Here is a 25,978-nt window from a genome sequence, read left to right on the forward strand (position 1 = left end):
CCCCGGCGGTCGTCCTCACCGCGGCGGTCACGCGGACCCGTACGCATTCCACGGCCGGTGCGTTCATGCCTTCACCAGCCCCTGCCGGGCCGCGCCGCCCAGCGCCAGGTAGACGTCCTCCAGGCTGGGCGTGGCGAGCGTGAAATCGTCCAGCGCGGCGAAGGCGGCTCCGCCGGTCACCGTGGCGACGACGGCGCGGGCCTCCTCGGGCGCGAGCCGGAGCGTCCAGCGCCGGCCGGACTCCACGGCCCGCTCGCGCAGCACGGCCACCTCGGGCACCTCCAGCGGCGCCCGCTCCCGCCACACCAGCTCCACCCGCACCTCGCCGGCGACCCGCGCCTTGAGTCCGGCGGGGGTGTCGCAGGCGATGACCCGGCCCCGGTCGAGCACGGCGACCCGGTCCAGGACCGTCTCGGCCTCGATGACGTTGTGGGTGACCAGCAGCACGGTCGTACCGCGCTCGGCACGCCGGCGGTCCACGGCCGCCCAGACCGCGCGCCGGGCCACCGGGTCCATGCCGGTGGTCGGCTCGTCCAGCACGAGCAGCGGCCGTTCCCCGACGAGCGCGGCGGCGAAACAGGCGAGCCGCCGCTGGCCGCCGGACAGCTTCTTCAGCGCCCGTCCGGCGATCGGGGTCAGCCCCAGTTCCTCCAGGACGGCGTCCCGCTCCGCCCGCGCCCGCCGGACGTCCAGGCCGCGCAGGCGCCCGGTGGTCTCGGCGGCGAGGGAGACGGTCAGCTCGTCCAGGGCGGTGGACTCCTGGCCCAGGTAGGCGAGGAGCCGGGCGGCCCGTTCGGGATGGCGCACGATGTCGTGGCCGAGTATCTCGACGCTGCCGGTGTCCGGCCGCAGCAGCCCGGTGAGCTGCCGCACGAGGGTGGACTTCCCGGCGCCGTTGGGGCCGAGCAGTCCGAAGACCTCCCCGCGCCGCACGTCCAGTTCGACGCCGTCGGTGGCCCGCACCTCGGGGGTGCCGGGGGCGCCCCGCCGGCCCTTGACGGCCGGGTAGGTCTTGCCGAGCCCGCGCGCGCGTACGACCTCGTCGTACCGAAGTGCCTGTCCCGCGCGCGTGCTCACAAGGGACGAGCCTACGGGGTCCGGGGCCTTTACTCGCCCTTGGGGGCGGCTCCGGCGGTCAGTCGGCGGCGGGGGCGTGCTGTTCGGCCGCCGCCGGGACGTCGATCTCCCGCCAGAACCCCGCCCGGATGGCGTAACGGTCGTGCTCGTCGATCTGGTCGTCCTTGTGCGCGAGCAGTCCGAACCGCGCCGCGTACCGCAGCAGCTCCCCGTCGATCCGGTGCGGGATGCGCGGGTACATCTGCGACAGCCGCTGCAGATGGCCCTGGTCGCCGAGGCGTGACATCCAGCGGCGGGCGAAGACCTGCCCGACCTCGTACGGATCGCCGCCGACGGTGGTGATGTCCTCCTCCCGGTCGGCCCACCGCTGCTCGGCGGTGGTGAGCTGGGCCAGCGTCGGCATGGAGGCGACCTCGGCGGGTTCGGCCACCGCGCCCGGCCGGTCGACCCAGCCCTTGTCGGAGGACCAGCGCAGGGTCGCGGTCGCCGGGTGCTGCACGGGCTGGGCACCGGGTGCGCGCAGCGCGGCCAGGTCCTTGGGGGTGGGGACGCCCTTGGAGGCGGTCACCCGCTCCTGGGCGCCGTTCTCGGCCACGGCGCCGGCCGGCGGGTGGGCGGGCTGTTCGGCGGGCCGCTCGGCCGCGGTGCCGAGCGCGGACTCGGGCAGCGGCGCGGAGAGGATCGCGGCGATCTCGGGGCGGGGCGCGGGCGGCGGGGCGCAGACGCCGGTCAGCTCCTTGGCGCGGACGGCCTGGGTGATCCAGGCGCGGTCCAGCACGCGCCGCTCGTCGGCCTCGGCGACCAGGTCCTCGGACTGGTTGTAGTCGCCGTCGGCGGCCTGGACGGCCCAGAGGTGGACGGCGACGCCGTGCTCCTTGGCGGCCATCATGCCGGGCAGCAGATCGCCGTCGCCGGTGACGAGGACGACGTCGGAGCAGGCGCGGTTGCGGGCCAGCTCGGTCAGTTCGGCGTGCATGGCGGCGTCGACGCCCTTCTGGGCCCAGCGACCGTCACTGCGGGTGAGAGCGCCGAGGCGCACGGTGACCCGGGGCATCACGCGCAGCCGGCGATGCTCCGGCTGGGGGACCCGGTCGGGGGCGCCGTCGAACCAGTAGATGCGCAGCAGGGGGCGCTCGGTGTCGGACTCGGCGCGTTCCCGCAGCGCCTGGATCAGCGCGGCGTGGTCGACGGTGATCCGGGACCGCGAGGGCTCGCCGGCGAGGAGGCTGGCGGCGGCACCCAGCAGATACCCGGCGTCCACCAGGACGATGCAGCGGTCCACGCGACTCACCCTCTTCCCGGGAGGTTTTGCTTCGGACTTCCTTCGAGTCTGCCCGACCGCGCGGGGGTTAACGGCCCGAACTCGATCTTCGGCGTGGCGTTTGCGGCTCCGGTACGACCATCAACCCTGTCACACACGGTAATTATCCGACATGCGCTTGATGTCAGCGTATGTGAATCTGGTCCCGGCCCTGGCCCCTAGATCCCCCACAGGAGGCATCACCATGGCCAAGAACAAGAACCGCAAGCAGTCCGGCCCGCAGAACCGCGCTCCGCAGTCCGAGCACGCGCAGCGTCCGCAGGCGGAGGAGCACGAGCCGCCCATGGCGCACGCCCCGGGCAGCCCTTCGGAGGCCGTGCGCAAGAAGCAGAAGAGCTTCGGCCACAACTAAAGGGCAGTTGAAGCCCGGGCACAGGTGAGGGGCGCACCCGTCCAGGGTGCGCCCCTTCGCGTCGGCGCCTTCCGCCGGGCGTCAGCCGGCCAGGCAGGACGGGCCGAGCAGCACCTTCAGGTCGCCGAACAGCGCCGGGTCGGGCTTGACCCGGTGCCGGTCCAGGCGGAGCACGGTGGTCTTGCGCGGGCCCTGGAGCTTGATCCGGACCTCGCTGTCGCCCTTGTGGTGGCTGAGGATCTCACCGAGGCGGCTGACCATCGGCGGGGTCACCTTCACGGCCGGGATGGTGAGCACCACGGGCGCGTTGGCGCCCGCGTTGGACAGGTCCGGGACCATCAGCTCCATGGCGACGAGCCGGGGCACGTCCTCGCGCTTGTCGAGGCGGCCCTTGACGAACACCACGGCGTCCTCGACGAGTTGGGTGGACACCAGCTGGTAGGTGGCCGGGAAGAACATGCACTCGATGGAGCCCGCCAGGTCCTCGACGGTGGCGATGGCCCAGGCGTTGCCCTGCTTGGTCATCTTGCGCTGCAGACCGGAGATGATGCCGCCGATGGTCACCACCGAGCCGTCCGCGTAGTCACCGCCGGTGAGCTGGGCGATGCCCGCGTCCGCCTTGTCGGAGAGCACGTGCTCCAGACCGAAGAGCGGGTGGTCGGAGACGTACAGACCGAGCATCTCCCGCTCCTGGGCGAGCAGATAGGTCTTGTCCCACTCGTCGTCGGTGAACTCGACGTCGAGGCCGAAGCCGGGCTGGTCGCTGGTCTCCTCGCCCATGCCGCCGAAGAGGTCGAACTGGCCCTCGGCCTCCTTGCGCTTGACCGCGACCACGTTGTCGATCATCGGCTCGTACTGGGCCGTGAGGCCCTTGCGGGTGTGGCCCATCGAGTCGAAGGCGCCGGCCTTGATCAGCGATTCGGTGGTGCGCTTGTTGCAGACGACCGCGTCGACCTTGTCGAGGTAGTCGGGGAAGGAGGCGTACTTCCCCTTCGCCTTGCGGCACTTGATGATCGACTCGACGACGTTGGTGCCGACGTTGCGGACGGCGGACAGGCCGAAGAGGATCACGTCGTCGCCCTGGGCGGCGAAGTTGGCCTCGGACTCGTTGACGTTCGGCGGGAGCACCCGGATGCCCATGCGCCGGCACTCGTTGAGGTAGACCGCCGACTTGTCCTTGTCGTCCTTGACCGAGGTGAGCAGGGCGGCCATGTACTCGGCGGGGTGGTTCGCCTTGAGGTACGCCGTCCAGTACGACACCAGGCCGTACGCGGCGGAGTGCGCCTTGTTGAACGCGTAGCCGGCGAAGGGGACCAGCACGTCCCAGAGCGCCTGGATGGCCTCGTCGCTGTAGCCGTTCTTGCGGGCGCCGGCCTGGAAGATGACGAAGTTCTTCTCCAGCTCCTCCGGCTTCTTCTTGCCCATCACACGGCGGAGGATGTCGGCCTCGCCGAGCGAGTAGCCCGCGATGATCTGGGCGGCCTTCTGCACCTGCTCCTGGTAGACGATCAGGCCGTAGGTGACGTCCAGGACCTCCTTGAGCGGCGCCTCCAGCTCGGGGTGGATCGGCGTGATCTCCTGCTGCCCGTTCTTGCGCAGCGCGTAGTTCGTGTGGGAGTTCATGCCCATCGGGCCCGGCCGGTACAGGGCCGACACGGCGGAGATGTCCTCGAAGTTGTCCGGCTTCATCAGCCGCAGCAGGGACCGCATGGGGCCGCCGTCGAACTGGAAGACGCCGAGGGTGTCGCCGCGCTGGAGCAGCTCGAAGGTCTTCGGATCGTCGAGCGGGAGGCTCAGGAGGTCGATGTCGATCCCCTTGTTGGCCTTCACCATCTTGACGGCGTCGTCCATGATCGTGAGGTTGCGCAGGCCCAGGAAGTCCATCTTCAGCAGGCCGAGCGACTCACAGCTCGGGTAGTCCCACTGGGTGATGGTCACGCCGTCGGTGTGCCTCACCCAGACCGGGACGTGCTCGGTGATGGTCTCGCTGGACATGATCACGCCGGCGGCGTGCACGCCCATCTGCCGGACCAGGCCCTCCACACCGCGCGCGGTGTCGATGACCTTCTTCACGTCCGGCTCGTTCTCGTACATCCCCCGGACCTCGCCCGCCTCCGAGTAGCGGGGGTGGCTGGGGTCGGTGATGCCGGACAGCGGGATGCCCTTGCCGAGGACGTCGGCGGGCATGGCCTTGGTGATGCGGTCGCCCATGGCGTACGGGTAGCCCAGCACGCGCGCGGAGTCCTTGATCGCGTTCTTGGCCTTGATGGTGCCGTAGGTGCCGATCATGGCGACCTTGTCGGCGCCGTACTTCTCCGTCACGTACCGGATCACCTCGACGCGCCGGCGCTCGTCGAAGTCGATGTCGACATCGGGCATCGAGATGCGCTCGGGGTTGAGGAACCGCTCGAAGATCAGGCCGTGCGGGATCGGGTCGAGGTCGGTGATGCCGAGCGCGTAGGCGACGATCGAGCCGGCCGCGGAGCCCCGGCCGGGGCCGACCGCGATGCCCTGGCGCTTGGCCCACATGATGAAGTCGGCGACCACGAGGAAGTAGCCCGGGAACCCCATCTGGATGATGACGTCCATCTCGTACTCGGCCTGCTTCTGGCGGTCCTCGGGGACGCCGTCCGGGAAGCGGCGCTCCATGCCGCGGCGGACCTCCTCCTGGAACCAGGTGACCTCGGTGTAGCCCTCGGGGATGTCGAACTTGGGCATCAGGTCGCGCTTCTCGAACATGCCGGTGGTGTCCACCATCTCGGCGACGAGGAGCGTGTTGGCGCAGCCCTCCTGCCAGGCGTCCGAGGAGTCGATGGCGTACATCTCGTCCGTGGACTTCAGGTAGTAGCCGGTGCCGTCGAACTTGAAGCGGTCGGGGTCGGAGAGGTTCTTGCCGGTCTGGATGCACAGCAGGGCGTCGTGGGCGCCGGCCTCGTGCGCGTACGTGTAGTGCGAGTCGTTGGTGACCAGGGGCGGGATGCCGAGCTTCTTGCCGATCTCCAGCAGGCCGTCGCGGACCCGGCGCTCGATCTCGATCCCGTGGTCCATCAGCTCCAGGAAGTACTTGTCCTTGCCGAAGATGTCCTGGTAGTCCGCCGCGGCCTTGAGGGCCTCGTCGAAGTGGCCGAGGCGCAGCCGGGTCTGCACCTCGCCGGAGGGGCAGCCGGTGGAGGCGACGATGCCCTCGGACCACTGGGCGATGGTCTCCTTGTCCATCCGGGGCCACTTCTGCAGCCAGCCCTCGGCGTAGGCGTCGGAGGAGAGCCGGAAGAGGTTGTGCAGGCCGGTCCGGTTCACGGCCCACATCGTCTTGTGGGTGTAACCACCCGAGCCGGAGATGTCGTCCCTCTTCTGGTGCGGCTGGCCCCAGAGGATCTTGCGCTTGTTCCGCCGGGACTCCGGGGCGACATACGCCTCGATCCCGATGATCGGGGTGATTCCGGCCTTCTTCGCGGAGTGGAAGAAGTCGTACGCCCCGTGGAGGTTGCCGTGGTCGGACATGGCGATGTGCGTCATGCCCATCTCGTTGCACGCGTTGAACATGTCCTTCAGCCGCGCGGCACCGTCCAGCAGCGAGTACTGGGTGTGGACGTGCAGGTGCGTGAAGGGCGGCTTTGACACGGTGAGTCCTCCGGGGGAAACACTCGGCGACGGGCTGGCGGACGGTTCTGGGGTCAGCGTCGAAGTCTATGCCGCACCACTGACACCGAGATGAAGACTCGGCGCGAAGCGCCTCGATCAGGGGTGGCGGCCGGGGCACGGGCGGGCACCTACGCGTACCTTCGTGCGTTGGGTACGGCAGAGACGCTGTCGTACAGGTAACGCACCAGGAGGCACCCCGCGATGTCGGTCCCCCAGCTCGACGAGGAGCAGCGCGGCGAGGAGATCCTCGCCGTCTTCGACACCGCCTTCGGCCGGCTCCTGGCCGCCGACCCGGCCGCGTTCCGGGTGAAGTTCCGCAAGATGGCGGCCTCGGCCTTCGCGTTCTACCGGGGCACGGCGGCCCTCTTCTACCACGACCTCGACGCCGAGAAGCGCGGCGGACCGTACCTGGACGAGCGCACCTCGCGCGTGTGGATCCACGGCGACCTGCACGCCGAGAACTTCGGCACGTACATGGACTCCAACGGCCGCCTGGTCTTCAACGTCAACGACTTCGACGAGGCCTACGTCGGCCCGTTCACCTGGGACCTGAAGCGCTTCTCGGCGTCGGTCGCGCTCCTCGGGTACGCGAAGGCGCTCAGCGACGCGCAGATCACCGAGCTGGTGACGGTCTACGCCGCCGCCTACCGCGAGCGCATCCACTCCCTGGCCACCGGCGCCAAGCGGGACGAGGTGCCGCCGTTCACGCTGGACACCGCGCAGGGTCCGCTGCTGGACGCGCTGCGTGACGCCCGCTCGCTGACCCGGTTCGGCCTGCTGGACTCGATGACCGAGATCCGCGACTTCGAGCGCCGCTTCGCACCGGGCGGCGGCTCCGTCGAGCTGGACGCGGCCACCCGCTACAAGGTGCTGGCGGCCTTCGACGGCTATCTGGAGACGCTGCCGGACTCCTCCCTGGCCCGCCCGGACTCCTACCGGGTGAAGGACGTCGTGGGCCGCCGGGGCATCGGCATCGGCTCGGCCGGCCTGCCGTCGTACAACATCCTCCTGGAGGGCCACAGCGACGCCCTGGAGAACGATGTCGTCATCTACATCAAGCAGGCCCAGACCCCGGCCGTCTCCCGGCACATCACGGACCCGGCCATCGCGGAGTACTTCCGGCACGAGGGCCACCGCACGGTAATCTCCCAGCGCGCCCTTCAGGCGCACGCCGACCCGTGGCTCGGCTGGACCGAGCTGGACGGCGCCGGCCAGCTGGTCGCCGAGGTCTCGCCGTACGCCGTGGACCTGGACTGGGACGACATCGACGACCCGGAGGAGATCGCGGCCGTCGTCGCCGACCTGGGCCGGGCCACCGCGACCATGCACGCGGCGGCGGACGACACCTCCGGCGAGTCCCTGGTGCCGTTCTCCACCGAGCGGGCCATCGACGCGGCGCTCGCCGCCGACGAGGAGGGTTTCGCTCCGCTGCTGGTGGACTTCGCCCACAGCTACGGCGCACGCGCGCGTGCCGATCACCAGATCTTCGTCGACCTGTTCCGCAACGGCCGAATTCCGGGGCTGTGACCTTCGCGGATTCACAGGCACTCTTTAGGGGTCCCTTACCCGCGTACGTGACAGACTCTCCTTTCGCTATGGACATATCCGGGACCCAGCTCAGAGCCGTGCGCGCGGCGCTGTTCACGGCCTTCGTCGTGACGCTCAGCACCGCGTCGCACGTGCTGCTGTCCCGTGCCCCGCTGCCGCTGGCGACCGTGGGCGCGGTCGCCGCCGGGGTGTTCGTCACCGCCTACGCGCTGGCGGGCCGTGAGCGCGGCTTCGGCCGGATCGCGGCCCTGCTGGTGCCGCTGGAACTGGCCGCCGACACGGTGTTCACCACCGGCCAGGACACCTGCTACGGCCGGGCGGGCGGCCCGGTCGCCGGTCCGCTGCGGGCGGTCGGCCTGGACGTGCTGTGCCAGGGCCGGGTGGGCACCCCGCTGACCGGGATGACCGGCGCTCCCGGCCATGCCGGGGCCGTGCTCGCCGATGCCAGCCCGGCCGCCGCCTGGCTGCTGCTCGCCGCGCACATCGGCGTGGGACTGCTCGCCGCCGGCTGGCTGCGCCGGGGCGAGCGTGCGCTGACCCAGCTGCTGCGGGCGGTCGCCGCGACCACGTTCCGGCCGCTGCTGCTGGCGGTGGCCGCGGTCGCCGCACGCCCGCGGCCGGCCCGCCGGCTGCCCCGCCCGGCCCCGCGCCGCGCCGCCGCCCGCGACCGGCTCCTCACGCACTCCCTGGGACGGCGTGGACCGCCGTGCTCCCCGGCATTCGCCTGAGCACGATCAGTCCCCCACACGTATTCCGCGTACGTCGTGTGCGCGTCCCACATGGAGATCACCAATATGAGCAAGCGGAACAGCCAGGCGGCGAAGACGGCGGCCCGGGAGCGGCTGCGCCAGGAGCGCGAGCGGCAGGCCAAGCGCGACAAGGCCAAGCGGCAGCTCATCGTGGCCGCCTCGGTCGTGGCCGTCCTGGCCGCGGCCGGCGGCATCGGCTACGCCGTCGTGCAGAACAACAAGCCCGCCTACTGGGAGGCCGCGAAGGACGACAAGCTCGTCAAGCCGGCCAACACCACGGGCACGGACGGTACGACGGTTGTCATCGGCAAGAGCAGCGCCAAGAAGACGCTGGTGATGTACGAGGACCCGCGCTGCCCGGTCTGCGCTGATTTCGAGCAGACGGTCGGCCCGACCGTCAAGAAGGACCTCGACGCCGGCAAGTTCAAGATCCAGTACGTCGGCGCCACCTTCCTGGACAAGAACCTGACCGGCGAGGGCTCGAAGAACGCGCTCAGCGCCCTGGGTGCCGCGCTCAACGTCAGCCCCGAGGCGTTCCTGGAGTACAAGACCGCGATGTACTCCAAGAAGTGGCACCCCGAGGAGACCACCGACAAGTTCAAGGACGACGGCTACCTGATCGAGATAGCCGACACGGTCCCCGCGCTGAAGGGCAACACGGCGTTCCAGAAGGCCGTGAAGGACGGCACCTACGACCGGTGGGCGCTGGAGGAGTCCAAGATCTTCGACAAGGACGGCATCTCGGGCACCCCGACCCTGAAGATGGACGGCAAGACGCTGACGGGCTCCGACGGCAAGAACGCGCCCATGTCGGTCGCCGAGTTCAACACCGCGCTGGAGGCGGCCCTCAAGGGCTGAGCCGACCATCCGTCAAAGAGCGGGCGAACTTTCGCGAGTTCGCCCGCTCTCGCGCGTACCGATCAGTAACCTGATCGTCCGTGACCAGTCGATACAGATCATCCGAGACCTCCCGGGGCCCCGCTCCGCTCTCGCCCCGCCGCCGTACGGTCGTCAAGGCCGCGGCGGCGACCGCTGTCCTGGCCGGCCCGCTGGCCGCCGCCGCCCCGGCCCGCGCCGCCACGGACACCCCCGCCTTCCTGCACGGTGTCGCCTCCGGAGACCCGCTGCCCGACGGCGTGCTGCTGTGGACCCGGGTGACCCCGGTCCCCGAGGCGATACCGGGTTCGGGGCTCGGCCCGGACACCGAGGTCAGCTGGGTCGTCGCCAGGGACAAGGCGTTCACCAGCATCGTCGCCAAGGGCTCCACCACCGCGACGGCCGCCTCCGACCACACCGTCAAGGCCGACATCCGCGGCCTGGAGGCGGCCACCGACTACTGGTTCCGCTTCTCGGCCGGCGGCACCGACTCCCCGGCGGCGCGCACCCGCACCGCGCCGGCGGCGGACGCGGACGTCTCCTCCCTGCGCTTCGGCGTGGTCTCCTGCGCCAACTGGGAGGCCGGCTACTTCTCCGCCTACCGCCACCTCGCGGCCCGGAACGACCTGGACGCCTGGCTGCACCTCGGCGACTACATCTACGAGTACAAGTCCGGCGAGTACGGGACCCGGGGCCAGGTCGTCCGCCCGCACGCGCCCGCCCACGAGATCCTCACCCTCGCCGACTACCGGATCCGGCACGCCAGGTACAAGACCGACCCCGACCTCCAGGCCCTGCACCTGAAGGCGCCGGTCATCGCGATCTGGGACGACCACGAGTTCGCCGACAACGCCTGGTCCGGCGGCGCCGTCAACCACACCGAGGGCGCCGAGGGCACCTGGGCGGCCCGTCAGGCCGCGGCGAAGCAGGCCTACTTCGAGTGGATGCCGGTCCGCCCGGCCGTCGCCGGCACCACCTACCGCCGGCTGCGCTTCGGCAAGCTCGCCGACCTCTCCCTGCTGGACCTGCGGTCCTTCCGCTCCCAGCAGGCGTCCACGGCCAGCGGCTCGGTGGACGACCCCGACCGCACGCTCACCGGGCGCGCCCAGCTCGACTGGCTGAAGGCCGGTCTGAAGGCCTCCGACACCAGGTGGCGGCTGGTCGGCAACTCGGTGATGATCTCGCCGTTCTCCTTCGGCTCCCTGTCCGCCGACCTGTTCAAGCCGCTCGCCAAGCTGCTCGGGCTGCCGCAGGAGGGCATCGCCGCCAACACCGACCAGTGGGACGGCTACACCGACGACCGCCGCGAACTGCTGGCCCACCTGCGCTCCAACGCCATCGGCAACACCGTCTTCCTGACCGGTGACATCCACATGGCGTGGGCCAACGACGTCCCGGTGGACGCGGGCACCTATCCGCTGTCGGCGTCGGCGGCCACCGAGTTCGTGGTGACCTCGGTGACCTCCGACAACCTGGACGACATCGTGAAGGTGCCCGAGGGCACGGTCTCCGCGGTCGCCGCGCCGGTCATCAAGGCCGCCAACCGGCACGTCCACTGGGTGGACACCGACCGGCACGGCTACGGCGTGCTCGACATCACAGTCGACCGCGCGCAGATGGACTACTACGTGCTGTCCGACCGCACCGACGCGAACGCCACCTCCAGCTGGGTGCGCTCGTACCGCACCCGCAGCGGCACGCAGAAGGTCGAGCGGACCTACGACCCGGTGTGACCGCCCCGTCGTGACCGCTCAGCCGAGCGACTCGAGGAAGCCGAGCGCCACCCGCCAGGTGGCCTCGGCGGCCTCCGCGTCGTAGTCCGGCAGCTCGGGGTCGGTGTACAGGTGCCCGGCCCCGGCGTACCGGTACACCTCCACATCGGCGCCCGCCCGGCCCATCTGCAGATACCAGGCGCTCAGCCAGTCGTCCGTCTCGAACGGGTCCGGCTCCGCCACGTGCAGCTGCACCGGCAGTTCGTCCACCTGCGCGTTCGGCGCGATGTCCGACGTGCCGTGCAGAAGCAGCAGGCCGCGCGCCCTGGCGTCGCCGAGGGCCAGGGTCTGGGCGACGGAGGCGCCGAGCGAGAACCCCGCGTACACCAGCCCCCGGTCCGAGTACGGCGCCGCCGCCAGCACGGCCCGCTTGAGCAGTTCCTCCTTGCCGGTCCGCTCCTTGAACTCCATGCCCTCCTCGACGGTGTCGAACGTACGTCCCTCGAAGAGGTCCGGCGTCCACACCTCGTGGCCCGCCGCGCGCAGCCGGTCCGCGGCCTCGCGCACCGCGGGCCTGAGCCCGTAGGTCGAGTGAAAGAGCATGATGTTCATGAGGCCATGGTGCCAGCCGGCCACGGCGCTGCCGGTGCCGCCTTACCCAGGAACGCGCCGAACTCACATGTTCATGCCCTCCGTGCGCCGGTTAGGAGCGGAGGCATGGAGAACGTACTCCGTCCACTGATCGTGCTCGGCGGCACGGTGCTGCTGACCCTGGCCATCGGCTGGGCCACCGACCGGCTGCTGTGCAAGGCCGACGAACGCGACCACGACACCCCCCTGTGGGGGCTGCTGCGCCGTGCCCGCATCCCCTACCAGCTCGTCCTGTGCAGCGCCCTGCTGCGCGGGTCGTACGACCAGGCGAAGCTGCTGGAGCGGCACCAGGTCGGCATCGGCCGGACGCTGACCCTGGTGCTGATCGGGTCCGCCGCCTGGCTGGTGATCCGGATCGCAGCGGCGGTCGTCGAGACCACCTACTCCCGCTATGCCCGCGTCCACCGCGACGCGGCCCGCGTGCGCCGGGTGCGCACGCAGGTGGAGCTGATCATGCGGGTGGTGTCGGCGATCGTCATCGTCGTGGCCGTCTCGTCGATGCTGCTGACCTTCCCGGCGATGCGCGCGGCGGGCGCCTCCCTGCTGGCCTCGGCGGGCATCATCGCCGCCATCGCCGGTGTCGCCGCCCAGTCGACGCTCTCCAACATGTTCGCCGGGCTCCAGATCGCCTTCGGCGACATGGTGCGCATCGGCGACACCGTCGTGGTCGACGGCGAGTGGGGCACGGTGGAGGAGATCACCCTGACCTTCCTGACGGTGCGCACCTGGGACGAGCGCCGGATCACCATGCCGGTGTCGTACTTCACCTCCAAACCCTTCGAGAACTGGTCCCGCGGCACCCCGCAGATGACCGGGATCGTCTACTGGCATCTCGACCACAGCGCGCCGATCGAGGCGATGCGCGAGAAGCTGCGGGACATCCTGCGCGCCTGCACGGCCTGGGACGGCCGCGCGTGCAACCTCCAGGTGACGGACACCACGCCGAACACCATCCAGGTGCGCGCGCTGGTGACGGCGAAGGACGCCGACGACATCTGGACGGTGCGGGTCGCGGTCCGCGAGCAGATGATCAGCTGGCTGTCGGCGGAGCACCCCTACGCGCTGCCCCGGGTGAACACCGCGGATTCGGTGCTGCCGCCGTCCCGTGTCCCGTCCCCCGACCGCGCGTCCCTGCGCCGGGCCTACGAGTTCCCGCGCACCGGCCGGGGCTGACCGCTCACCCCGCTCAACGCCCCCGTTCGGCACCTCCGTTCACCTGGACGATCTGTGAGGTGACGTGCCCGGCGGCGGGCGAGGCCAGCCAGTGCAGGGTCTCGGCGACGTCCCCCGGTACGCCGGCGCGGCCGTTCGAGGTGTCCGCGATGAGCTTCTGCCGCCGGGCCGCGTCCATGGTGTCTCCGAAGAACTCGGTGTCCTCGACGTATCCGGGCGCGACCACGTTCACGGTGATGCCGCGCGGGCCCAACTCCCGGGCCAGGTCGTGGGCGTACGGGTGCAGCCCGGCCTTGGCCGCCGCGTAGGCACCCGTTCCCGAGCCCCGGTAGGCGGCGATGGAACTCAGGAACAGCACCCGCCCGCCGGGCGTGGCCAGCCGGTCCTTCAGCGCCTCGGTGAGGAGCGCCGCGGTCAGGGTGTTCTGCCGGAAGTTGACGGTCCAGTCGTGGGCGACGCGGTCGAGGGGGTCGTCGCTGCCGGCCCGGGGCTCCAGATACCCGGCTCCTCCGGCGCTGTTCACGAGCACGTCCACGGTGCCCAGCTCGTCCGCCACGAACCGGGCCACCCCGCGCACGTCACCCGGTTCGGACAGGTCCGCCGCATAGCTGAGCGCCCCGGGCACACCGGCCTTCTCCAGCACGTCCGCGCGCCGGCCGAGCAACAGCACCCGGTCCCCGTCCGCCGCGAACGCCCGCGCCGCCGCCAGCCCGATGCCCGTACCGCCGCCACTGATCACGATGTTGCGAGTCATGATCCGAGAGTAGGAGCCGGAGACGGTCCGTGCCGGGAGTTGTCCACAGGACCGGCACATTCGTATGACTGGCCGGGGCCTGGTGCGCGTGACCGGCCGGACGCCGGCGCGCGGCGCTCACCGCAAGCTGCGCACGTCGAGGTGCCGCAGCACCCGGTCCACGATCTCCGGGTCCGCCCCCGGCTCGCTCCGCGCCGCCAGTACCTCGTGACGGGCGGCGCTCAGCATCTCGTTCTGGATGCGCCGCACCCGCTTCAGCCGCCTGGCCCGCTGGTGATGCGCCTCCCGCCGCTCCTCCTCCCCCATGTCCGGGCTGATCCGGATCCCGATGTCGAAGGCCCGCCGCAGCATCTGCTCGGACAGCTCCTCGGGCAGCTCCTCCACCTGCTCGATCTCCCGCAGCCGCCGCTTCGCCGCCTTCGCCGCCCGCACCGCGAGCTCCTTCTCGAACTCCTTCTCCCCTTCGGAGTCGGCCCGCACCCCCAGCCGCTTCACCAGCCAGGGCAGCGTCAGCCCCTGCAACACCAGCGTGACGACGATCACACCGAAGGCGATGAAGATGATCTCGTCCCGGTCGGGGAAGGACGCCCCGGCGTCCGTCTTGAGCGGAACGGCCAGCGCCAGCGCCACCGAGGCCACACCGCGCATCCCGGACCACCACATCACGACGGTCTCCCGCCAGCTCACCGGGATCTCCTCGTCGTAGTCCCGGCGGGCGTGCAGCCGCTTGGTCAGCCAGGTCGCCGGCAGCAGCCACAGCAGCCGTACGACGACCACCACGCCCACGACGGCCGCCGCCCAGCCGAGCATCTCCCCCCACCGGCCCTGGGCCGTGCGGATGGCGTTGTGCAGCTCCAGTCCGATGAGTCCGAAGGCGACACCGGTGACGAGCGTGTCGATGATGTCCCAGAAGGTGTGTCCGGCGAGCCGGGTCATCACGTCGTCGGCGTCGGTGGCGTACTCGGCGAGGAAGAGCGCCGTGGTGAGCACCGCGAGCACCCCGGAGCCGTGCAGCTTCTCGGCGAGCACGTAGGAGGCGTACGGCACCAGCAGCGTCATGCCGATCTGCAGGGTCGGATCGCCGAGGAGGTCCATCAGCTTGTTCGCGCCCCAGCCCAGCGCCAGGCCCACAGCCACCGCGACGACCGCGGACAGCACCAGGTCGAGACCGGCCCGCCAGGGCGAGAACGCACCGCTCACGGCCGCCGCGATGGCCACGTGGTACAGCACGATGGCGGTGACGTCGTTGAAAAGGCCCTCGCCCTCCAGGATCGACACCAGGCGGCGCGGCAGCCCCAGCTGCCCGGCGACACTGGTCGCGGCGACCGGGTCCGGCGGCGCGATCAGGGCACCCAGCGCGACGGCGGCGGCGATCGGCAGCCCCGGCACGATGGCGTTGGCGACGAACGCCACGCACACCGTCGTGACGAACACCAGGGCCACGGCCAGCAGGAAGATCGGCCGGATGTTGGCCGCGAACTGCCGCCAGGAGGTCCGGCGGACGGCGGCGTAGAGCAGCGGTGGCAGCAGTCCGGGCAGGATCAGGTCCGGCGGGATGTCCACGTTGGGCACGAACTCGGCCACGGCCAGGACCCCGCCGAACAGGGTCATCAGCACGGGCGCAGGCACCCCGAACCGGTCCCCCAGCGGGACGCTCACCAGGGCCCCGAGCAGCAGGACGAACAACAGAGCCAGCTGGTCCAAGGACGGCGCTCCGGGAGTCGACGATCACACGGCAGACCTCAAGCCTGCCACGACGCCCGCGACCCGGCGTACCGACGCCTTGGCGCCCGCACGCCCGCCGGAAGACCGTGCGACCGGCAGCGGCTCACTTGGCCCCAGCGGCTCCAGCGGCTACAGGGTCCGGCGCATCGCCCGGTGCGGTATGCCCGCGTCCGGGAACTCCGGGCCGTACGCCTCGTAGCCGAGCCGCTCGTAGAAACCCAGGGCGTGGGTCTGCGCGTGCAGGTCGACCGCCGTGAGGCCACGGGCGCGGGCCGCGTCCTCGACGGCACGCACCAGGGCCGCGCCGACGCCGAGCCCACGGGCCTCCCGGGAGACGGCGAGCCGGCCCAGGGAGCCCACCGCCGGGTCGCCGCCGGTCTTCGCGGCCGCCGCCTCACCGTGCAGCAGGCGCCCGGTACCCAGCGGCACCCCGTCGTCGCGGACCGCCAGCACGTGCACGGCCACGGCGTCGTAGGCGTCGTACTCGATGTCCTCGGCCACGCCCTGCTCGGCCACGAAGACCTCCTTGCGGACCGCGAAGCAGGCCTCGCGGTCGGCGGGGTCCTCGGCGACCCGGACGGTGTAGACGGGGCTCACGCCCATGTCTCCTCCCGGACCTGGTCGAGGGCGTTCTGGAGGTCCTCGGGGTAGTCGCTCCCGAACTCCACCCAGGAACCGTCACCGGGGTGCTCGAAGCCGAGGCGGACGGCGTGCAGCCACTGGCGGGTCAGGTGCAGCCGCTTGGCGAGGGTGGGGTCGGCGCCGTAGGTGAGGTCGCCGACGCAGGGGTGGCGGTGGGCGGCCATGTGGACGCGGATCTGGTGGGTGCGGCCCGTCTCCAGCTTGACGTCCAGCAGGGAGGCGGCGCGGAAGGCCTCGATGAGGTCGTAGTGGGTCACCGAGGGCTTGCCGTCGGCCGTGACCGCCCACTTGTAGTCGTGGTTCGGGTGGCGGCCGATCGGGGCGTCGATGGTGCCGCTCGTCGGGTCCGGGTGGCCCTGGACGAGGGTGTGGTAGCACTTGTCGACCGTGCGCTCCTTGAACTGGCGCTTGAGCGACGTGTAGGCCCGCTCCGACTTGGCGACCACCATCAGGCCCGACGTGCCGACGTCCAGGCGGTGCACGATGCCCTGGCGCTCGGCGGCGCCGGACGTGGAGATCCGGTACCCGGCGGCGGCGAGACCGCCGATGACGGTGGGGCCGGACCAGCCCGGCGACGGGTGCGCGGCCACGCCGACCGGCTTGACGATCACGACCACGTCATCGTCGTCGTGCACGATCTCCATGCCCTCGACCGGCTCGGCGACCACCTGCACCGGCGCGGGCGCCTGCGGCATCTCGACCTCGAGCCAGGCGCCGCCGCGCACCCGCTCGGACTTGCCGACCACCGCGCCGTCGACCTGGACCTTGCCGGCCGCGGCCAGCTCCGCCGCCTTCGTGCGGGAGAAGCCGAACATGCGGGAGATGGCGGCGTCGACGCGCTCGCCCTCCAGGCCGTCGGGCACGGGCAGGGTACGGATCTCGGGAATCGTGCTCACCCGTCGAGTATGCCGGACGGGCCGGACGGCTCCGCACGAGCCTGTGGAAAACCCGGGAGGGCCGGGATCAGTCCTTGTGGACCGTGCCGTCGGGGTCCAGGCCGCGGAAGGACAGCAGCACGATCAGGATGCCGCCGCACACGATGGCCGAGTCCGCGAGGTTGAACACGGCGAAGCCCTTGGGCGCGATGAAGTCCACCACCTCGCCCTCGAAGACGCCCGGCGCCCGGAAGATCCGGTCGGTGAGGTTGCCGAGCGCGCCGCCGAGCAGCAGGCCGAGCGCGACGGCCCAGGGGAAGCTGTACAGCTTGCGGGCCAGGCGGATGATCACGACGATCACGGCCGCGGCGATCAGCGTGAAGATCACCGTGAAGGCCGCGCCGAACCCGAAGGCGGCACCGGGGTTGCGGATCGCGTGCAGCTCCAGCAGGTCCCCGACGACCTGGATGGGCGCGCGCCCCTCCAGGCGGGACACGACGAGCATCTTGCTGACCAGGTCGAGGGCGTACGCGAACGCGGCCACCGCGAACAGCACGGCGATCCGGCGCCCGCGGCCGGTCCGCGCCGCCGTGGCCCCCTGCCCGCCCGCGCCGGACACGCCGGCCTCCCCGGACGCGCCGACCGCGCCGGTGCCGGCGGGCGCTTCGGCCGCCGCCGTGTGCTCGCCGCCGTCGTCCGGGGTGTCCGGCGTACCGATGATCCGCTCCGCCTCTGCCACGTGAGTCCCTCAACCTAGGTGCCTGACTGAGGACGAGACTACGGCACGCCCTGAGGGCCCCCCACGCTCAGGAGCGGCGTTCCTGCTTCTGCTTGCACTCCACGCACAGCGTGGCCCTGGGGAACGCCTGCATCCGGGCCTTCCCGATGGGGTTGCCGCAGTTCTCGCACACGCCGTAGGTGCCCGCGTCGAGCCGTTCCAGGGCCCGCTCGGTCTGGACCAGCATCTCGCGCGCGTTGGCGGCCAGCGCCAGCTCGTGCTCGCGCGTGATGTTCTTGGTGCCGGTGTCGGCCTGGTCGTCGCCGGCACCGTCCCCGGAGTCCCGCATCAGGCCGGCCAGGGACGCCTCGGACGAGCTGATCTCCTCCCGCAGCCGTTCCATCTCGGACTGCAGCTCCGTGCGGGCCTCGTCGACCTCCTCCGCGGTCCAGGGATCCTCGCCGGGGCGTACCGCCAGTTCACCGGGCTCCACCGCGCCGAGCCGCGCCTTGGGGACGGCGGTCTGTTCCGCCGTGGCCGTGCCAGGAGTCTTCTTCGCAACCACTGTCGTGGCTCCCGTCTGCTTCGCGGCCCGCGCCGCGCCCGCGTCCTTGGTCGTGCTCTTGCCGGCCGCCTCCTTCACCGCTGCCTTGTCGGCGGCGGCCTTCCCGGGGGCGGCCTTCTTGGCGACGGCCTTCTTGCCGGCCGCTTCTGCCGCGGCCGTCGCCTCGGCGGCCGCTTCCTTCCTCGCGGACTTCTCCGCCGCGGCCGTCCGGTGGGCGGCCGGCCTCTTCGTGGCCGTCTTCTTCGGCGCGGCCTCCTCCGCCACGGCCGTCTTCCCGGCCGCCGCGTCCTTCACGGCCGTCTTCCCGGCGTCCGTCCTGCTATCCACTGCCCCCTTGGGAGCCGTTTCCCTCACAGCCGCCCTCTTGCCGGCGGCGTTCTTCCGAGCGGCCTTCTGCACAGCCGTCTTCTTCTCAGCCGTCTTCTTCTCGGCCGCCTTCTTCGCAGCCTTCCCCGCAGCGACCGGTCTCCCGCCGACGACCGCCTTCGCGCCCACCGCGTTGGTGCCCCCCGCCTTCAGCGCAGCCGTCTTCACGGCAGCCGTCTCCGTGGCGGCCGTCCTGCCCTGGGCCGTCTTCTCGGTGGCAGGCCTCGCGCCGGTCTTCCCGGTCGCCGGCTGCTGTACGGCGGTCTTCTTCGCCACCATGGCCGCGGCCCCTTCACATATTGTGATCTTCCTCGCGAATCGTGCTGGGACGATAAATCGACTTGAGTCCCGCGGCAACGGGGCACACCGCCCGATTCGCCCGCCCGCACCCCCCGAGCCACGGGCATGCATCCGTTGTGCCCAGCTCCCCGCCGGGTAATCCGCCGGGGAGCGCCCGCGCCCGCCCCGGCGCCCCCGCCCCTCGCCATTCGGGTCATACGGCCCGGTCGCAAGGCCCGCGCCCGCGCCGCCCGGAAAACCGGTCCGCCGCTGTCCGCGCGGCGCCGTACACTGGGCGGAGCGAGAAGCGTGGATGGGGACGAGTAGCGGCGTAGGCAGCCCAGAGCGACCCGGGGACGGTGTGAGCCCGGGGGCGAGCGCGACGTGAAGATCACCCCGGAGCCGCCGGAAGAAAGCCGCAGCCGCAGGGCGACGGCGAGTAGAACCGGCTTCGCGACCCCAATGAGGGGGCTCACCGGCGCGTACGGCGTGGCGGGGGGCCAAGGAGGGTGGTACCGCGGGAGCGCGCCGCACACGGCGTAGACAGCAACGAAGGCTCTCGTCCCTCCGACGGAAGGCAGCAAGTCCGTTGGAGGATGCTCGCAGATGACAGCGCCGACGTACCGCCAGGTGCCCGCACAGGTCGACCTGCCCGCTCTTGAGCACGCCGTGCTCGACTTCTGGCGCGAGCAGAAGATCTTCGCCAAGAGCCTGGAGCAGTCCGAGGGCCGCCCGGAATGGGTGTTCTACGAGGGCCCGCCCACCGCGAACGGCATGCCCGGCGCCCACCACATCGAGGCCCGCGTCTTCAAGGACGTCTTCCCCCGCTTCCGCACCATGCGCGGCTACCACGTGGCCCGCAAGGCGGGCTGGGACTGCCACGGGCTGCCCGTCGAGCTGGCCGTCGAGAAGGAGCTGGGCTTCTCCGGCAAGCCGGACATCGAGGCGTACGGCATCGCCGAGTTCAACGCCAAGTGCCGCGAGTCCGTGACCCGGCACACCGACGCCTTCGCCGAGCTGACGACCCGCATGGGCTACTGGGTCGACCTGGACGACGCCTACCGGACCATGGACCCCGACTACGTGCAGTCGGTGTGGTGGTCGCTGAAGCAGATCTTCGACAAGGGGCTCCTCACCCAGGACTACCGGGTCGCCCCCTGGTGCCCGCGCTGCGGCACCGGCCTGTCCGACCACGAGCTGGCGCAGGGGTACGAGACGGTCGTCGACCCGTCGGTGTACGTCCGTTTCCCGCTCACCTCCGGTCCGCTCGCCGGCCAGGCCGCGCTCCTGGTGTGGACGACGACCCCCTGGACCCTGGTGTCCAACACGGCAGTCGCCGCGCACCCGGAGGTGACCTACGTGGTCGCCACCGACGGCGAGGAGAAGCTCGTCGTCGCCGAGCCGCTCGTCGCCAAGGCGCTCGGCGAGGGCTGGGAGACCACGGGCCAGACCTTCACCGGTGCCGAGATGGAGCGCTGGACGTACCAGCGCCCGTTCGAGCTGGTGGAGTTCCCGGCCCCGGCGCACTTCGTCGTGAACGCCGAGTACGTCACCACCGACGACGGCACCGGTCTGGTGCACCAGTCCCCGGCCTTCGGTGAGGACGACCTCAAGGTCTGCCGCTCCTACGACCTGCCGGTCGTCAACCCGGTCCGCCCGGACGGCACCTTCGAGGAGGACGTCCCGCTGGTCGGCGGCGTCTTCTTCAAGAAGGCGGATGAAAGGCTCACCGACGACCTGAACCAGCGCGGTCTGCTCTTCAAGCACCTGCCGTACGAGCACAGCTACCCGCACTGCTGGCGCTGCCACACCGCGCTGCTCTACTACGCGCAGCCCTCCTGGTACATCCGCACGACGGCCATCAAGGACCGGCTCATCCAGGAGAACGAGAAGACCAACTGGTTCCCGGAGACGGTCAAGCACGGCCGGTACGGCGACTGGCTGAACAACAACATCGACTGGGCGCTGTCGCGCAACCGCTACTGGGGCACCCCGCTGCCGATCTGGCGCTGCGGGGAGGACCACCTCACGTGCGTCGGCTCCCTCACCGAGCTGAGCGAGCTGACCGGCACCGACCAGTCGGGCCTCGACCCGCACCGTCCGTACATCGACGAGGTCACCTTCGCCTGCCCCCACGAGGGCTGCGGCGCGACGGCCACGCGCGTGCCGGAGGTCATCGACGCCTGGTACGACTCGGGCTCGATGCCGTTCGCGCAGTGGGGCTACCCGTACAAGAACAAGGAGCTGTTCGAGAGCCGGTACCCGGCGCAGTTCATCTCCGAGGCGATCGACCAGACCCGTGGCTGGTTCTACACGCTGATGGCCGTCGGCACGCTCGTCTTCGACAAGTCGTCGTACGAGAACGTCGTCTGCCTGGGCCACATCCTGGCCGAGGACGGCCGCAAGATGTCCAAGCACCTGGGCAACATCCTGCAGCCGATCCCGCTCATGGACCAGCACGGCGCGGACGCGGTGCGCTGGTTCATGGCGGCCGGCGGCTCCCCGTGGGCCGCGCGCCGGGTGGGCCACGGCACCATCCAGGAGGTCGTCCGCAAGACGCTGCTGACCTACTGGAACACGGTCGCCTTCCAGGCCCTGTACGCCCGTACGTCGGACTGGGCGCCGTCCGCGGCGGACCCGGCGCCGGCCGAGCGCCCGGTGCTGGACCGCTGGCTGCTGTCCGAGCTGCACGCGCTCACCGACCAGGTGACGCAGGCCCTGGAGGCGTACGACACCCAGCGCGCCGGCAAGCTGCTGAGCGCGTTCGTCGACGACCTGTCGAACTGGTACGTCCGCCGTTCCCGCCGCCGCTTCTGGCAGGGCGACAAGGCCGCGCTGCGCACGCTGCACGAGGTGCTGGAGACGGTCACCAAGCTGATGGCGCCGATCACCCCGTTCATCACCGAGCGGGTGTGGCAGGACCTGGTGGTTCCCGTCACACCGGGCGCGCCGGAGTCCGTGCACCTGGCCACCTGGCCGGAGGCGGACCTGTCGGCGATCGATCCGGAGCTGTCGAAGCAGATGGTCCTGGTCCGCCGGCTGGTCGAGCTGGGCCGCGCCACGCGCGCGGAGTCCGGCGTCAAGACGCGTCAGCCGCTGTCCCGGGCGCTGATCGCGGCGAGCGGCTTCGAGGCACTGGACCCGGAGCTGCACACGCAGATCACGGAGGAGCTGAACGTCGAGGCACTGGCGTCGCTCAGCGAGGTCGGCGGCAGCCTGGTCGACACGACCGCGAAGGCCAACTTCCGGGCGCTCGGCAAGCGGTTCGGCAAGCGGGTGCAGGACGTGGCGAAGGCGATCGCCGCCGCCGACGCCGCCGCGCTGTCCCTCGCCCTGCGCGAGGGCACGGCCTCCGTGGAGCTCGACGGTGAGACGGTCACCCTCGCTCCGGACGAGGTGATCATCACGGAGACCCCGCGCGAGGGCTGGTCGGTGGCCTCCGACTCCGGTGCCACGGTGGCGCTGGACCTGGAGATCACCGAGGAGCTGCGGCAGGCGGGCCTGGCCCGTGACGCGATCCGGCTGATCCAGGAGGCCCGCAAGAACAGCGGCCTCGATGTCGCCGACCGGATCGCGCTGCGCTGGACCTCCACGGACCCGGCTGTGGTGGCGGCCCTCGCCGAGCACGCGGGGCTGATCGCCGACGAGGTGCTGTCGACCGACTTCGCCCAGGGCGAGGCCGACGACAGCTTCGGTGAGCCGTTCACCGACGAGGGGCTGTCCCTCACGTTCCGGCTCCGCAAGGCGTAAGCGGCCGGCGGTGCGCGAAGGGCCCGGCCCCCCTCGGGGGGCCGGGCCCTTCCTTCATGGGCCGCCTCGTCACGCAACCCGCGTAAAAAGGGCGGGCCCCCGGGACCGAAGTCCGGGGGGCCCGCCCTATCAGACGCTGCCGACGCCGTTGTCGTACTGGTGCCCGGTGCTCAGTTGTCGTCCTCGTCGATCAGGAACCCACGCATCGGCGAGGGAGCCTGACCCATCGGGGACGGGCCCTGCGGGCGGACCGGAGCCATGGGCTGGGTCATGGCCGGGGTCATCTGCTGCTGACCGCCGTAGGACGGGGCGGACGGCGAGGGGTTTCCACCCATCGTCTGGTTGCCGCCGTAGGACGGGGCGCTCGCGCCGGCCGGGGCCATGGAGGGCGCCGGGGACGGCGGCAGGGACGCGGTGGCCGGCGTGCGCGGCGGGGCCAGCGAGTCGTCGGCCTGGGTCTCCAGCTGACGCAGCTGCGACTCCAGGTACGACTTCAGGCGCGTGCGGTACTCGCGCTCGAAGCCGCGCAGGTCCTCGACCTTGCGCTCCAGCGTGGCGCGGGCGGACTCCAGGGAGCCCATGGCGACGCGGTGCTTCTCCTGCGCGTCCCGCTCCAGGGCGTCGGCCTTGGCACGGGCGTCACGCTCCAGACCCTCGGCGCGGCTGCGGGCCTCGCCGACGATCTTGTTGGCCTCGGAACGGGCCTCGGCGATCGCCTGGTCGGCGGTCTGCTGGGCCAGCGAGAGGACACGGGCGGCGCTGTCGCCACCGGGGCCCTGACCGGGGCCGCCCATCGGACCGCCCATGGGACCACCCATGGGACCGCCCATCGGGCCGCCCATCTGCTGCTGCATGGGCGGCTGTCCACCCATCGGGCCCTGACCCATCGGACCCTGGCCCATCGGGCCGGGACCCTGCGGGCCGCCCTGACCGCCGGGGCCGGCGGGCAGCTGCGGGGCACCGCTCGGCAGCTGGGGCGGACCACCCATGGGGCCACCCATCTGCTGCTGCGGCGGGCCCGATATCCCGGCGGGCACGGGAGCGCCGGGACCTCGCATGCCCTGCTGCTGGTGCTGCTGGTGCTGCTGCTGGTCCTGCTCCGGAGGCTTGCGCGCGTTCTGCTGGTTCTGCGCGGCGGCACGGGTGGCCGCGGCCAGCTTGGCGCGCAGGTCCTCGTTCTCGCGGAGCAGACGGGTCAGTTCGGCTTCGACCTCGTCGAGGAAGGCATCGACCTCGTCCTCGTCATAGCCTTCTCGGAGGCGGACGGTCGTGAACTGCTTGTTCCGCACGTCCTCGGGGGTCAACGGCATCTCTTCACCTCAACGTAGTCATCGGCAGTCGGCAAGACCGGATCGTCCCCATCCTCATCTCACGAAGCTCCCCGCGACGGAGATGAGAATGTAGACGATGATCATCAGTACGAAGAAGGACAGGTCGAGCGCCACGCCCCCGAGACGCAGCGGCGGGATGAACCGCCGCAGAAGCTTCAGCGGTGGATCGGTGACAGTGTAGGTGGCCTCCAGTACGACCACCATCGCCTTGCCGGGTTGCCACGAGCGGGCGAACTGGAAAACGTAGTCCATGACCAGCCGGAAGATGAGCACGACGAGGAACACCATCAGCGCGATGTAGATCACCTGCGCGAACACGCTCATGGCCTGTGGTTCCCTCTCCCCTGTTCCGTGCTCTTCCGTGCTTCGATCCGGCCTACGTCTCAGCTCTGGTTGAAGAACCCGCCCTCTGCGATGCGGGCCTTGTCCTCCGCCGTGACATCGACGTTAGCAGGAGACAACAGGAACACCTTCTGCGTCACCCGCTCGATGCTGCCGTGAAGACCAAACACCAAACCGGCCGCAAAGTCGACAAGTCGCTTGGCGTCTGTGTCATCCATCTCAGTCAGATTCATGATCACCGGGGTGCCCTCACGGAAGTGTTCCCCGATGGTACGGGCCTCGTTGTAGGTCCGCGGGTGAAGCGTGGTGATCCGGTAAGGCTCTCGTTCCGACACGACCTTGGGCATGATCACCGGCGCGTTCTTCTCCAGGGACTGACGTTCTTGTGTGATGGATGCCACGGGCGCGATCCGCGCCGGGCGTCCGGATTCCGCGGCGAGCGAAGTCGAACGGGCCACCGGCTCGCGGGGCGCGGGCGGCTGTACGATCCGCACCTCTTCGTCCCTTTGGGACTGATGTGCGCCGTGCGACTGGTGCGACGGCTCGTGCCGTCGGTGGTCCCGCTCGGGCTCCGGGTCCAGTTCGGGCTCGAAGTCGTCGTCGGGGTCGAATCCGCGGCCGTCGTACCCATCGTCCTCCACGAGGCCGAGGTAGACCGCCATCTTGCGCATCGCGCCGGCCATGCTCTGAGTCCTCCGCTCTGTGGTGGATCGACTGACGACTGCCAAGTGCCCGCGATCCACGTGGTCGTTGTGCCCGCCTTGCGTGCACTGACCATATTTTCTGCTGTGGTCCGACTTCCTGGCGACGTTACCCGAGGCTGGGGCGGACTCCGAGTACCGCGGTGCCGACGCGCACATGTGTCGCCCCGGCGGCCACGGCCTGTTCGAGGTCCGCGCTCATCCCTGCCGACACCATGGTTGCAGTCGGATGGGCTCGGCGCAGGTCAGTCGACAAAACCACCAGGCGCTCGAACGCCGCCTGTTCGCGCCCCGCGTACTCCCCGGTGAGCGGAGCGACGGTCATCAGCCCGTCGAGCCGCAGCCCGGGCGCCCCGGCGACGAGGTCGGCCAACTCTTCGATTCCCTCCGGGGCCACGCCACCGCGGTCGCCCCTGCCGCTCGCGCCGGCGTCGAACGCGACCTGGATGAGGCATCCCACCTCGCGCTCCGCCCGCACCGCCTCCTTCGACAGCGCGGCGACGAGCCGGGAACGGTCGACGGACTGCACGACATCGGCGTAACCGACCACGGAACGCACCTTGTTGGTCTGCAACTGGCCGACGAAGTGCCACTTCAGGGGCAGATCCGCGCACGCGGCGGCCTTCGGGGCCGCGTCCTGGTCACGGTTCTCGGCGACATGGCGCACACCGAGTCCGGACAGGATCCGCACATCGCTCGCCGGGTAGGTCTTGGTGACCACGATCAGGGTCACTTCCTCCCGCGCGCGCCCGGCCGCCACGCACGCGGCGGTGATGCGCTCCTCCACCTTCGCCAGATTCGCGGCGAGTTCGGTCTTACGGTCCGTCAT

General features: G+C 70.9%; 21 protein-coding genes. 7 read left to right on the top strand and 14 right to left on the bottom strand.

Translation table 11 applies throughout. The features are described 5' to 3' along the window. Positions 1-63 precede the first annotated feature (63 nt). Both AB0946_RS33265 and AB0946_RS33270 read right to left on the bottom strand, forming a co-directional pair. A complete protein-coding gene (locus AB0946_RS33265) occupies positions 64-1,077 on the bottom strand; it encodes an ABC transporter ATP-binding protein (RefSeq protein WP_366764407.1) in 1,014 nt (337 codons plus the stop codon). Positions 1,078-1,135: 58 nt separating this feature from the next. Then, positions 1,136-2,359, bottom strand: a complete 1,224-nt coding sequence (locus AB0946_RS33270) for an NYN domain-containing protein (RefSeq protein ID WP_366764409.1) — start codon at positions 2,357-2,359, stop codon at positions 1,136-1,138. 223 nt (positions 2,360-2,582) lie between these two features. On the opposite strand from AB0946_RS33270, the gene AB0946_RS33275 reads away from it, so the two are divergent. Further along, positions 2,583-2,750, top strand: a complete 168-nt coding sequence (locus AB0946_RS33275; protein ID WP_366764410.1) for a hypothetical protein — start codon at positions 2,583-2,585, stop codon at positions 2,748-2,750. Between the two features lie 81 nt (positions 2,751-2,831). Here AB0946_RS33275 and dnaE read toward each other — a convergent pair whose 3' ends face one another. Then, positions 2,832-6,371 carry a DNA polymerase III subunit alpha gene (dnaE, locus tag AB0946_RS33280; protein WP_366764411.1) on the bottom strand — a complete coding sequence of 1,180 codons (3,540 nt, stop codon included), beginning with the start codon at positions 6,369-6,371 and terminating at the stop codon, positions 2,832-2,834. 222 nt (positions 6,372-6,593) lie between these two features. Between dnaE and AB0946_RS33285 the strand changes: the two genes are divergently transcribed. From AB0946_RS33285 to AB0946_RS33300, 4 genes are all read left to right on the top strand, one after another. Continuing rightward, positions 6,594-7,919 (top strand): DUF2252 domain-containing protein, encoded by a 1,326-nt coding sequence (locus tag AB0946_RS33285; RefSeq protein ID WP_366764412.1) that lies wholly within the window; start codon positions 6,594-6,596, stop codon positions 7,917-7,919. Between the two features lie 68 nt (positions 7,920-7,987). Further along, entirely contained in the window at positions 7,988-8,668 is a 681-nt protein-coding gene (locus tag AB0946_RS33290) for a hypothetical protein (protein ID WP_366764413.1), read from the top strand. A 66-nt stretch (positions 8,669-8,734) separates the two neighbouring features. Then, positions 8,735-9,547 (top strand): thioredoxin domain-containing protein, encoded by an 813-nt coding sequence (locus AB0946_RS33295; RefSeq protein ID WP_366764414.1) that lies wholly within the window; start codon positions 8,735-8,737, stop codon positions 9,545-9,547. A gap of 80 nt (positions 9,548-9,627) precedes the next feature. Then, positions 9,628-11,298 (top strand): alkaline phosphatase D family protein, encoded by a 1,671-nt coding sequence (locus AB0946_RS33300; protein WP_366764415.1) that lies wholly within the window; start codon positions 9,628-9,630, stop codon positions 11,296-11,298. 18 nt (positions 11,299-11,316) lie between these two features. Here AB0946_RS33300 and AB0946_RS33305 read toward each other — a convergent pair whose 3' ends face one another. Beyond that, a complete protein-coding gene (locus AB0946_RS33305) occupies positions 11,317-11,889 on the bottom strand; it encodes a dienelactone hydrolase family protein (RefSeq protein ID WP_366764417.1) in 573 nt (190 codons plus the stop codon). Between the two features lie 105 nt (positions 11,890-11,994). Between AB0946_RS33305 and AB0946_RS33310 the strand changes: the two genes are divergently transcribed. Beyond that, positions 11,995-13,101 carry a mechanosensitive ion channel domain-containing protein gene (locus tag AB0946_RS33310; RefSeq protein ID WP_366764418.1) on the top strand — a complete coding sequence of 369 codons (1,107 nt, stop codon included), beginning with the start codon at positions 11,995-11,997 and terminating at the stop codon, positions 13,099-13,101. Between the two features lie 13 nt (positions 13,102-13,114). Here AB0946_RS33310 and AB0946_RS33315 read toward each other — a convergent pair whose 3' ends face one another. The 6 genes from AB0946_RS33315 to AB0946_RS33340 all read right to left on the bottom strand — a co-directional run bounded on the left by AB0946_RS33315 (position 13,115) and on the right by AB0946_RS33340 (position 19,025). Further along, complete coding sequence (locus AB0946_RS33315) at positions 13,115-13,855, bottom strand: SDR family oxidoreductase (RefSeq protein WP_366764419.1); 741 nt, start codon at positions 13,853-13,855, stop codon at positions 13,115-13,117. 117 nt (positions 13,856-13,972) lie between these two features. Then, positions 13,973-15,559 carry a Na+/H+ antiporter gene (locus AB0946_RS33320; RefSeq protein WP_366764420.1) on the bottom strand — a complete coding sequence of 529 codons (1,587 nt, stop codon included), beginning with the start codon at positions 15,557-15,559 and terminating at the stop codon, positions 13,973-13,975. 150 nt (positions 15,560-15,709) lie between these two features. Next, on the bottom strand, positions 15,710-16,183 hold the full coding sequence (locus AB0946_RS33325; RefSeq protein WP_366764421.1) for a GNAT family N-acetyltransferase: 474 nt from the start codon (positions 16,181-16,183) through the stop codon (positions 15,710-15,712). Continuing rightward, entirely contained in the window at positions 16,174-17,118 is a 945-nt protein-coding gene (locus tag AB0946_RS33330; RefSeq protein ID WP_366764422.1) for an RluA family pseudouridine synthase, read from the bottom strand. Before AB0946_RS33330 ends, AB0946_RS33325 begins: the two co-directional genes overlap by 10 nt. A 67-nt stretch (positions 17,119-17,185) precedes the next feature. Then, positions 17,186-17,836 (bottom strand): signal peptidase II, encoded by a 651-nt coding sequence (gene lspA / locus AB0946_RS33335; RefSeq protein WP_366764423.1) that lies wholly within the window; start codon positions 17,834-17,836, stop codon positions 17,186-17,188. A gap of 67 nt (positions 17,837-17,903) precedes the next feature. Then, positions 17,904-19,025, bottom strand: a complete 1,122-nt coding sequence (locus AB0946_RS33340) for a TraR/DksA C4-type zinc finger protein (protein ID WP_366764424.1) — start codon at positions 19,023-19,025, stop codon at positions 17,904-17,906. A gap of 606 nt (positions 19,026-19,631) precedes the next feature. Here AB0946_RS33340 and ileS point away from each other — a divergent pair. Continuing rightward, on the top strand, positions 19,632-22,775 hold the full coding sequence (ileS, locus tag AB0946_RS33345) for an isoleucine--tRNA ligase (RefSeq protein WP_366764425.1): 3,144 nt from the start codon (positions 19,632-19,634) through the stop codon (positions 22,773-22,775). A gap of 170 nt (positions 22,776-22,945) precedes the next feature. On the opposite strand, the gene AB0946_RS33350 is transcribed toward ileS, so the two are convergent. From AB0946_RS33350 to AB0946_RS33365, 4 genes are all read right to left on the bottom strand, one after another. Continuing rightward, positions 22,946-24,085, bottom strand: a complete 1,140-nt coding sequence (locus AB0946_RS33350; RefSeq protein WP_365698669.1) for a DivIVA domain-containing protein — start codon at positions 24,083-24,085, stop codon at positions 22,946-22,948. Positions 24,086-24,139: 54 nt separating this feature from the next. Continuing rightward, positions 24,140-24,430: a YggT family protein gene (locus tag AB0946_RS33355; protein ID WP_030347861.1), complete on the bottom strand. Its 291-nt coding sequence runs from the start codon at positions 24,428-24,430 to the stop codon at positions 24,140-24,142. Positions 24,431-24,489: 59 nt separating this feature from the next. Further along, positions 24,490-25,131, bottom strand: coding sequence for a cell division protein SepF (sepF, locus tag AB0946_RS33360; protein ID WP_030642042.1), 642 nt, complete (start codon positions 25,129-25,131; stop codon positions 24,490-24,492). A gap of 127 nt (positions 25,132-25,258) precedes the next feature. After that, on the bottom strand, positions 25,259-25,978 hold the full coding sequence (locus AB0946_RS33365; RefSeq protein WP_366764426.1) for a YggS family pyridoxal phosphate-dependent enzyme: 720 nt from the start codon (positions 25,976-25,978) through the stop codon (positions 25,259-25,261).

Origin of the sequence: Streptomyces sp. NPDC046870 (genome assembly GCF_040704595.1) — a bacterium.
Taxonomy (GTDB): Bacteria; Actinomycetota; Actinomycetes; order Streptomycetales; family Streptomycetaceae; genus Streptomyces; species Streptomyces argyrophylli.

Coding starts and splice junctions, on each gene's coding strand:
- AB0946_RS33340 (WP_366764424.1), bottom strand. CDS start 19,025: ATGGTGGCGAAGAAGACCGCCGTACAGCAGCCGGCGACCGGGAAGACC.
- AB0946_RS33305 (WP_366764417.1), bottom strand. CDS start 11,889: ATGAACATCATGCTCTTTCACTCGACCTACGGGCTCAGGCCCGCGGTG.
- AB0946_RS33290 (WP_366764413.1), top strand. CDS start 7,988: ATGGACATATCCGGGACCCAGCTCAGAGCCGTGCGCGCGGCGCTGTTC.
- AB0946_RS33315 (WP_366764419.1), bottom strand. CDS start 13,855: ATGACTCGCAACATCGTGATCAGTGGCGGCGGTACGGGCATCGGGCTG.
- AB0946_RS33355 (WP_030347861.1), bottom strand. CDS start 24,430: ATGAGCGTGTTCGCGCAGGTGATCTACATCGCGCTGATGGTGTTCCTC.
- AB0946_RS33365 (WP_366764426.1), bottom strand. CDS start 25,978: ATGACGGACCGTAAGACCGAACTCGCCGCGAATCTGGCGAAGGTGGAG.
- AB0946_RS33295 (WP_366764414.1), top strand. CDS start 8,735: ATGAGCAAGCGGAACAGCCAGGCGGCGAAGACGGCGGCCCGGGAGCGG.
- sepF (WP_030642042.1), bottom strand. CDS start 25,131: ATGGCCGGCGCGATGCGCAAGATGGCGGTCTACCTCGGCCTCGTGGAG.
- AB0946_RS33310 (WP_366764418.1), top strand. CDS start 11,995: ATGGAGAACGTACTCCGTCCACTGATCGTGCTCGGCGGCACGGTGCTG.
- AB0946_RS33285 (WP_366764412.1), top strand. CDS start 6,594: ATGTCGGTCCCCCAGCTCGACGAGGAGCAGCGCGGCGAGGAGATCCTC.
- AB0946_RS33275 (WP_366764410.1), top strand. CDS start 2,583: ATGGCCAAGAACAAGAACCGCAAGCAGTCCGGCCCGCAGAACCGCGCT.
- AB0946_RS33325 (WP_366764421.1), bottom strand. CDS start 16,183: ATGGGCGTGAGCCCCGTCTACACCGTCCGGGTCGCCGAGGACCCCGCC.
- AB0946_RS33350 (WP_365698669.1), bottom strand. CDS start 24,085: ATGCCGTTGACCCCCGAGGACGTGCGGAACAAGCAGTTCACGACCGTC.
- ileS (WP_366764425.1), top strand. CDS start 19,632: ATGACAGCGCCGACGTACCGCCAGGTGCCCGCACAGGTCGACCTGCCC.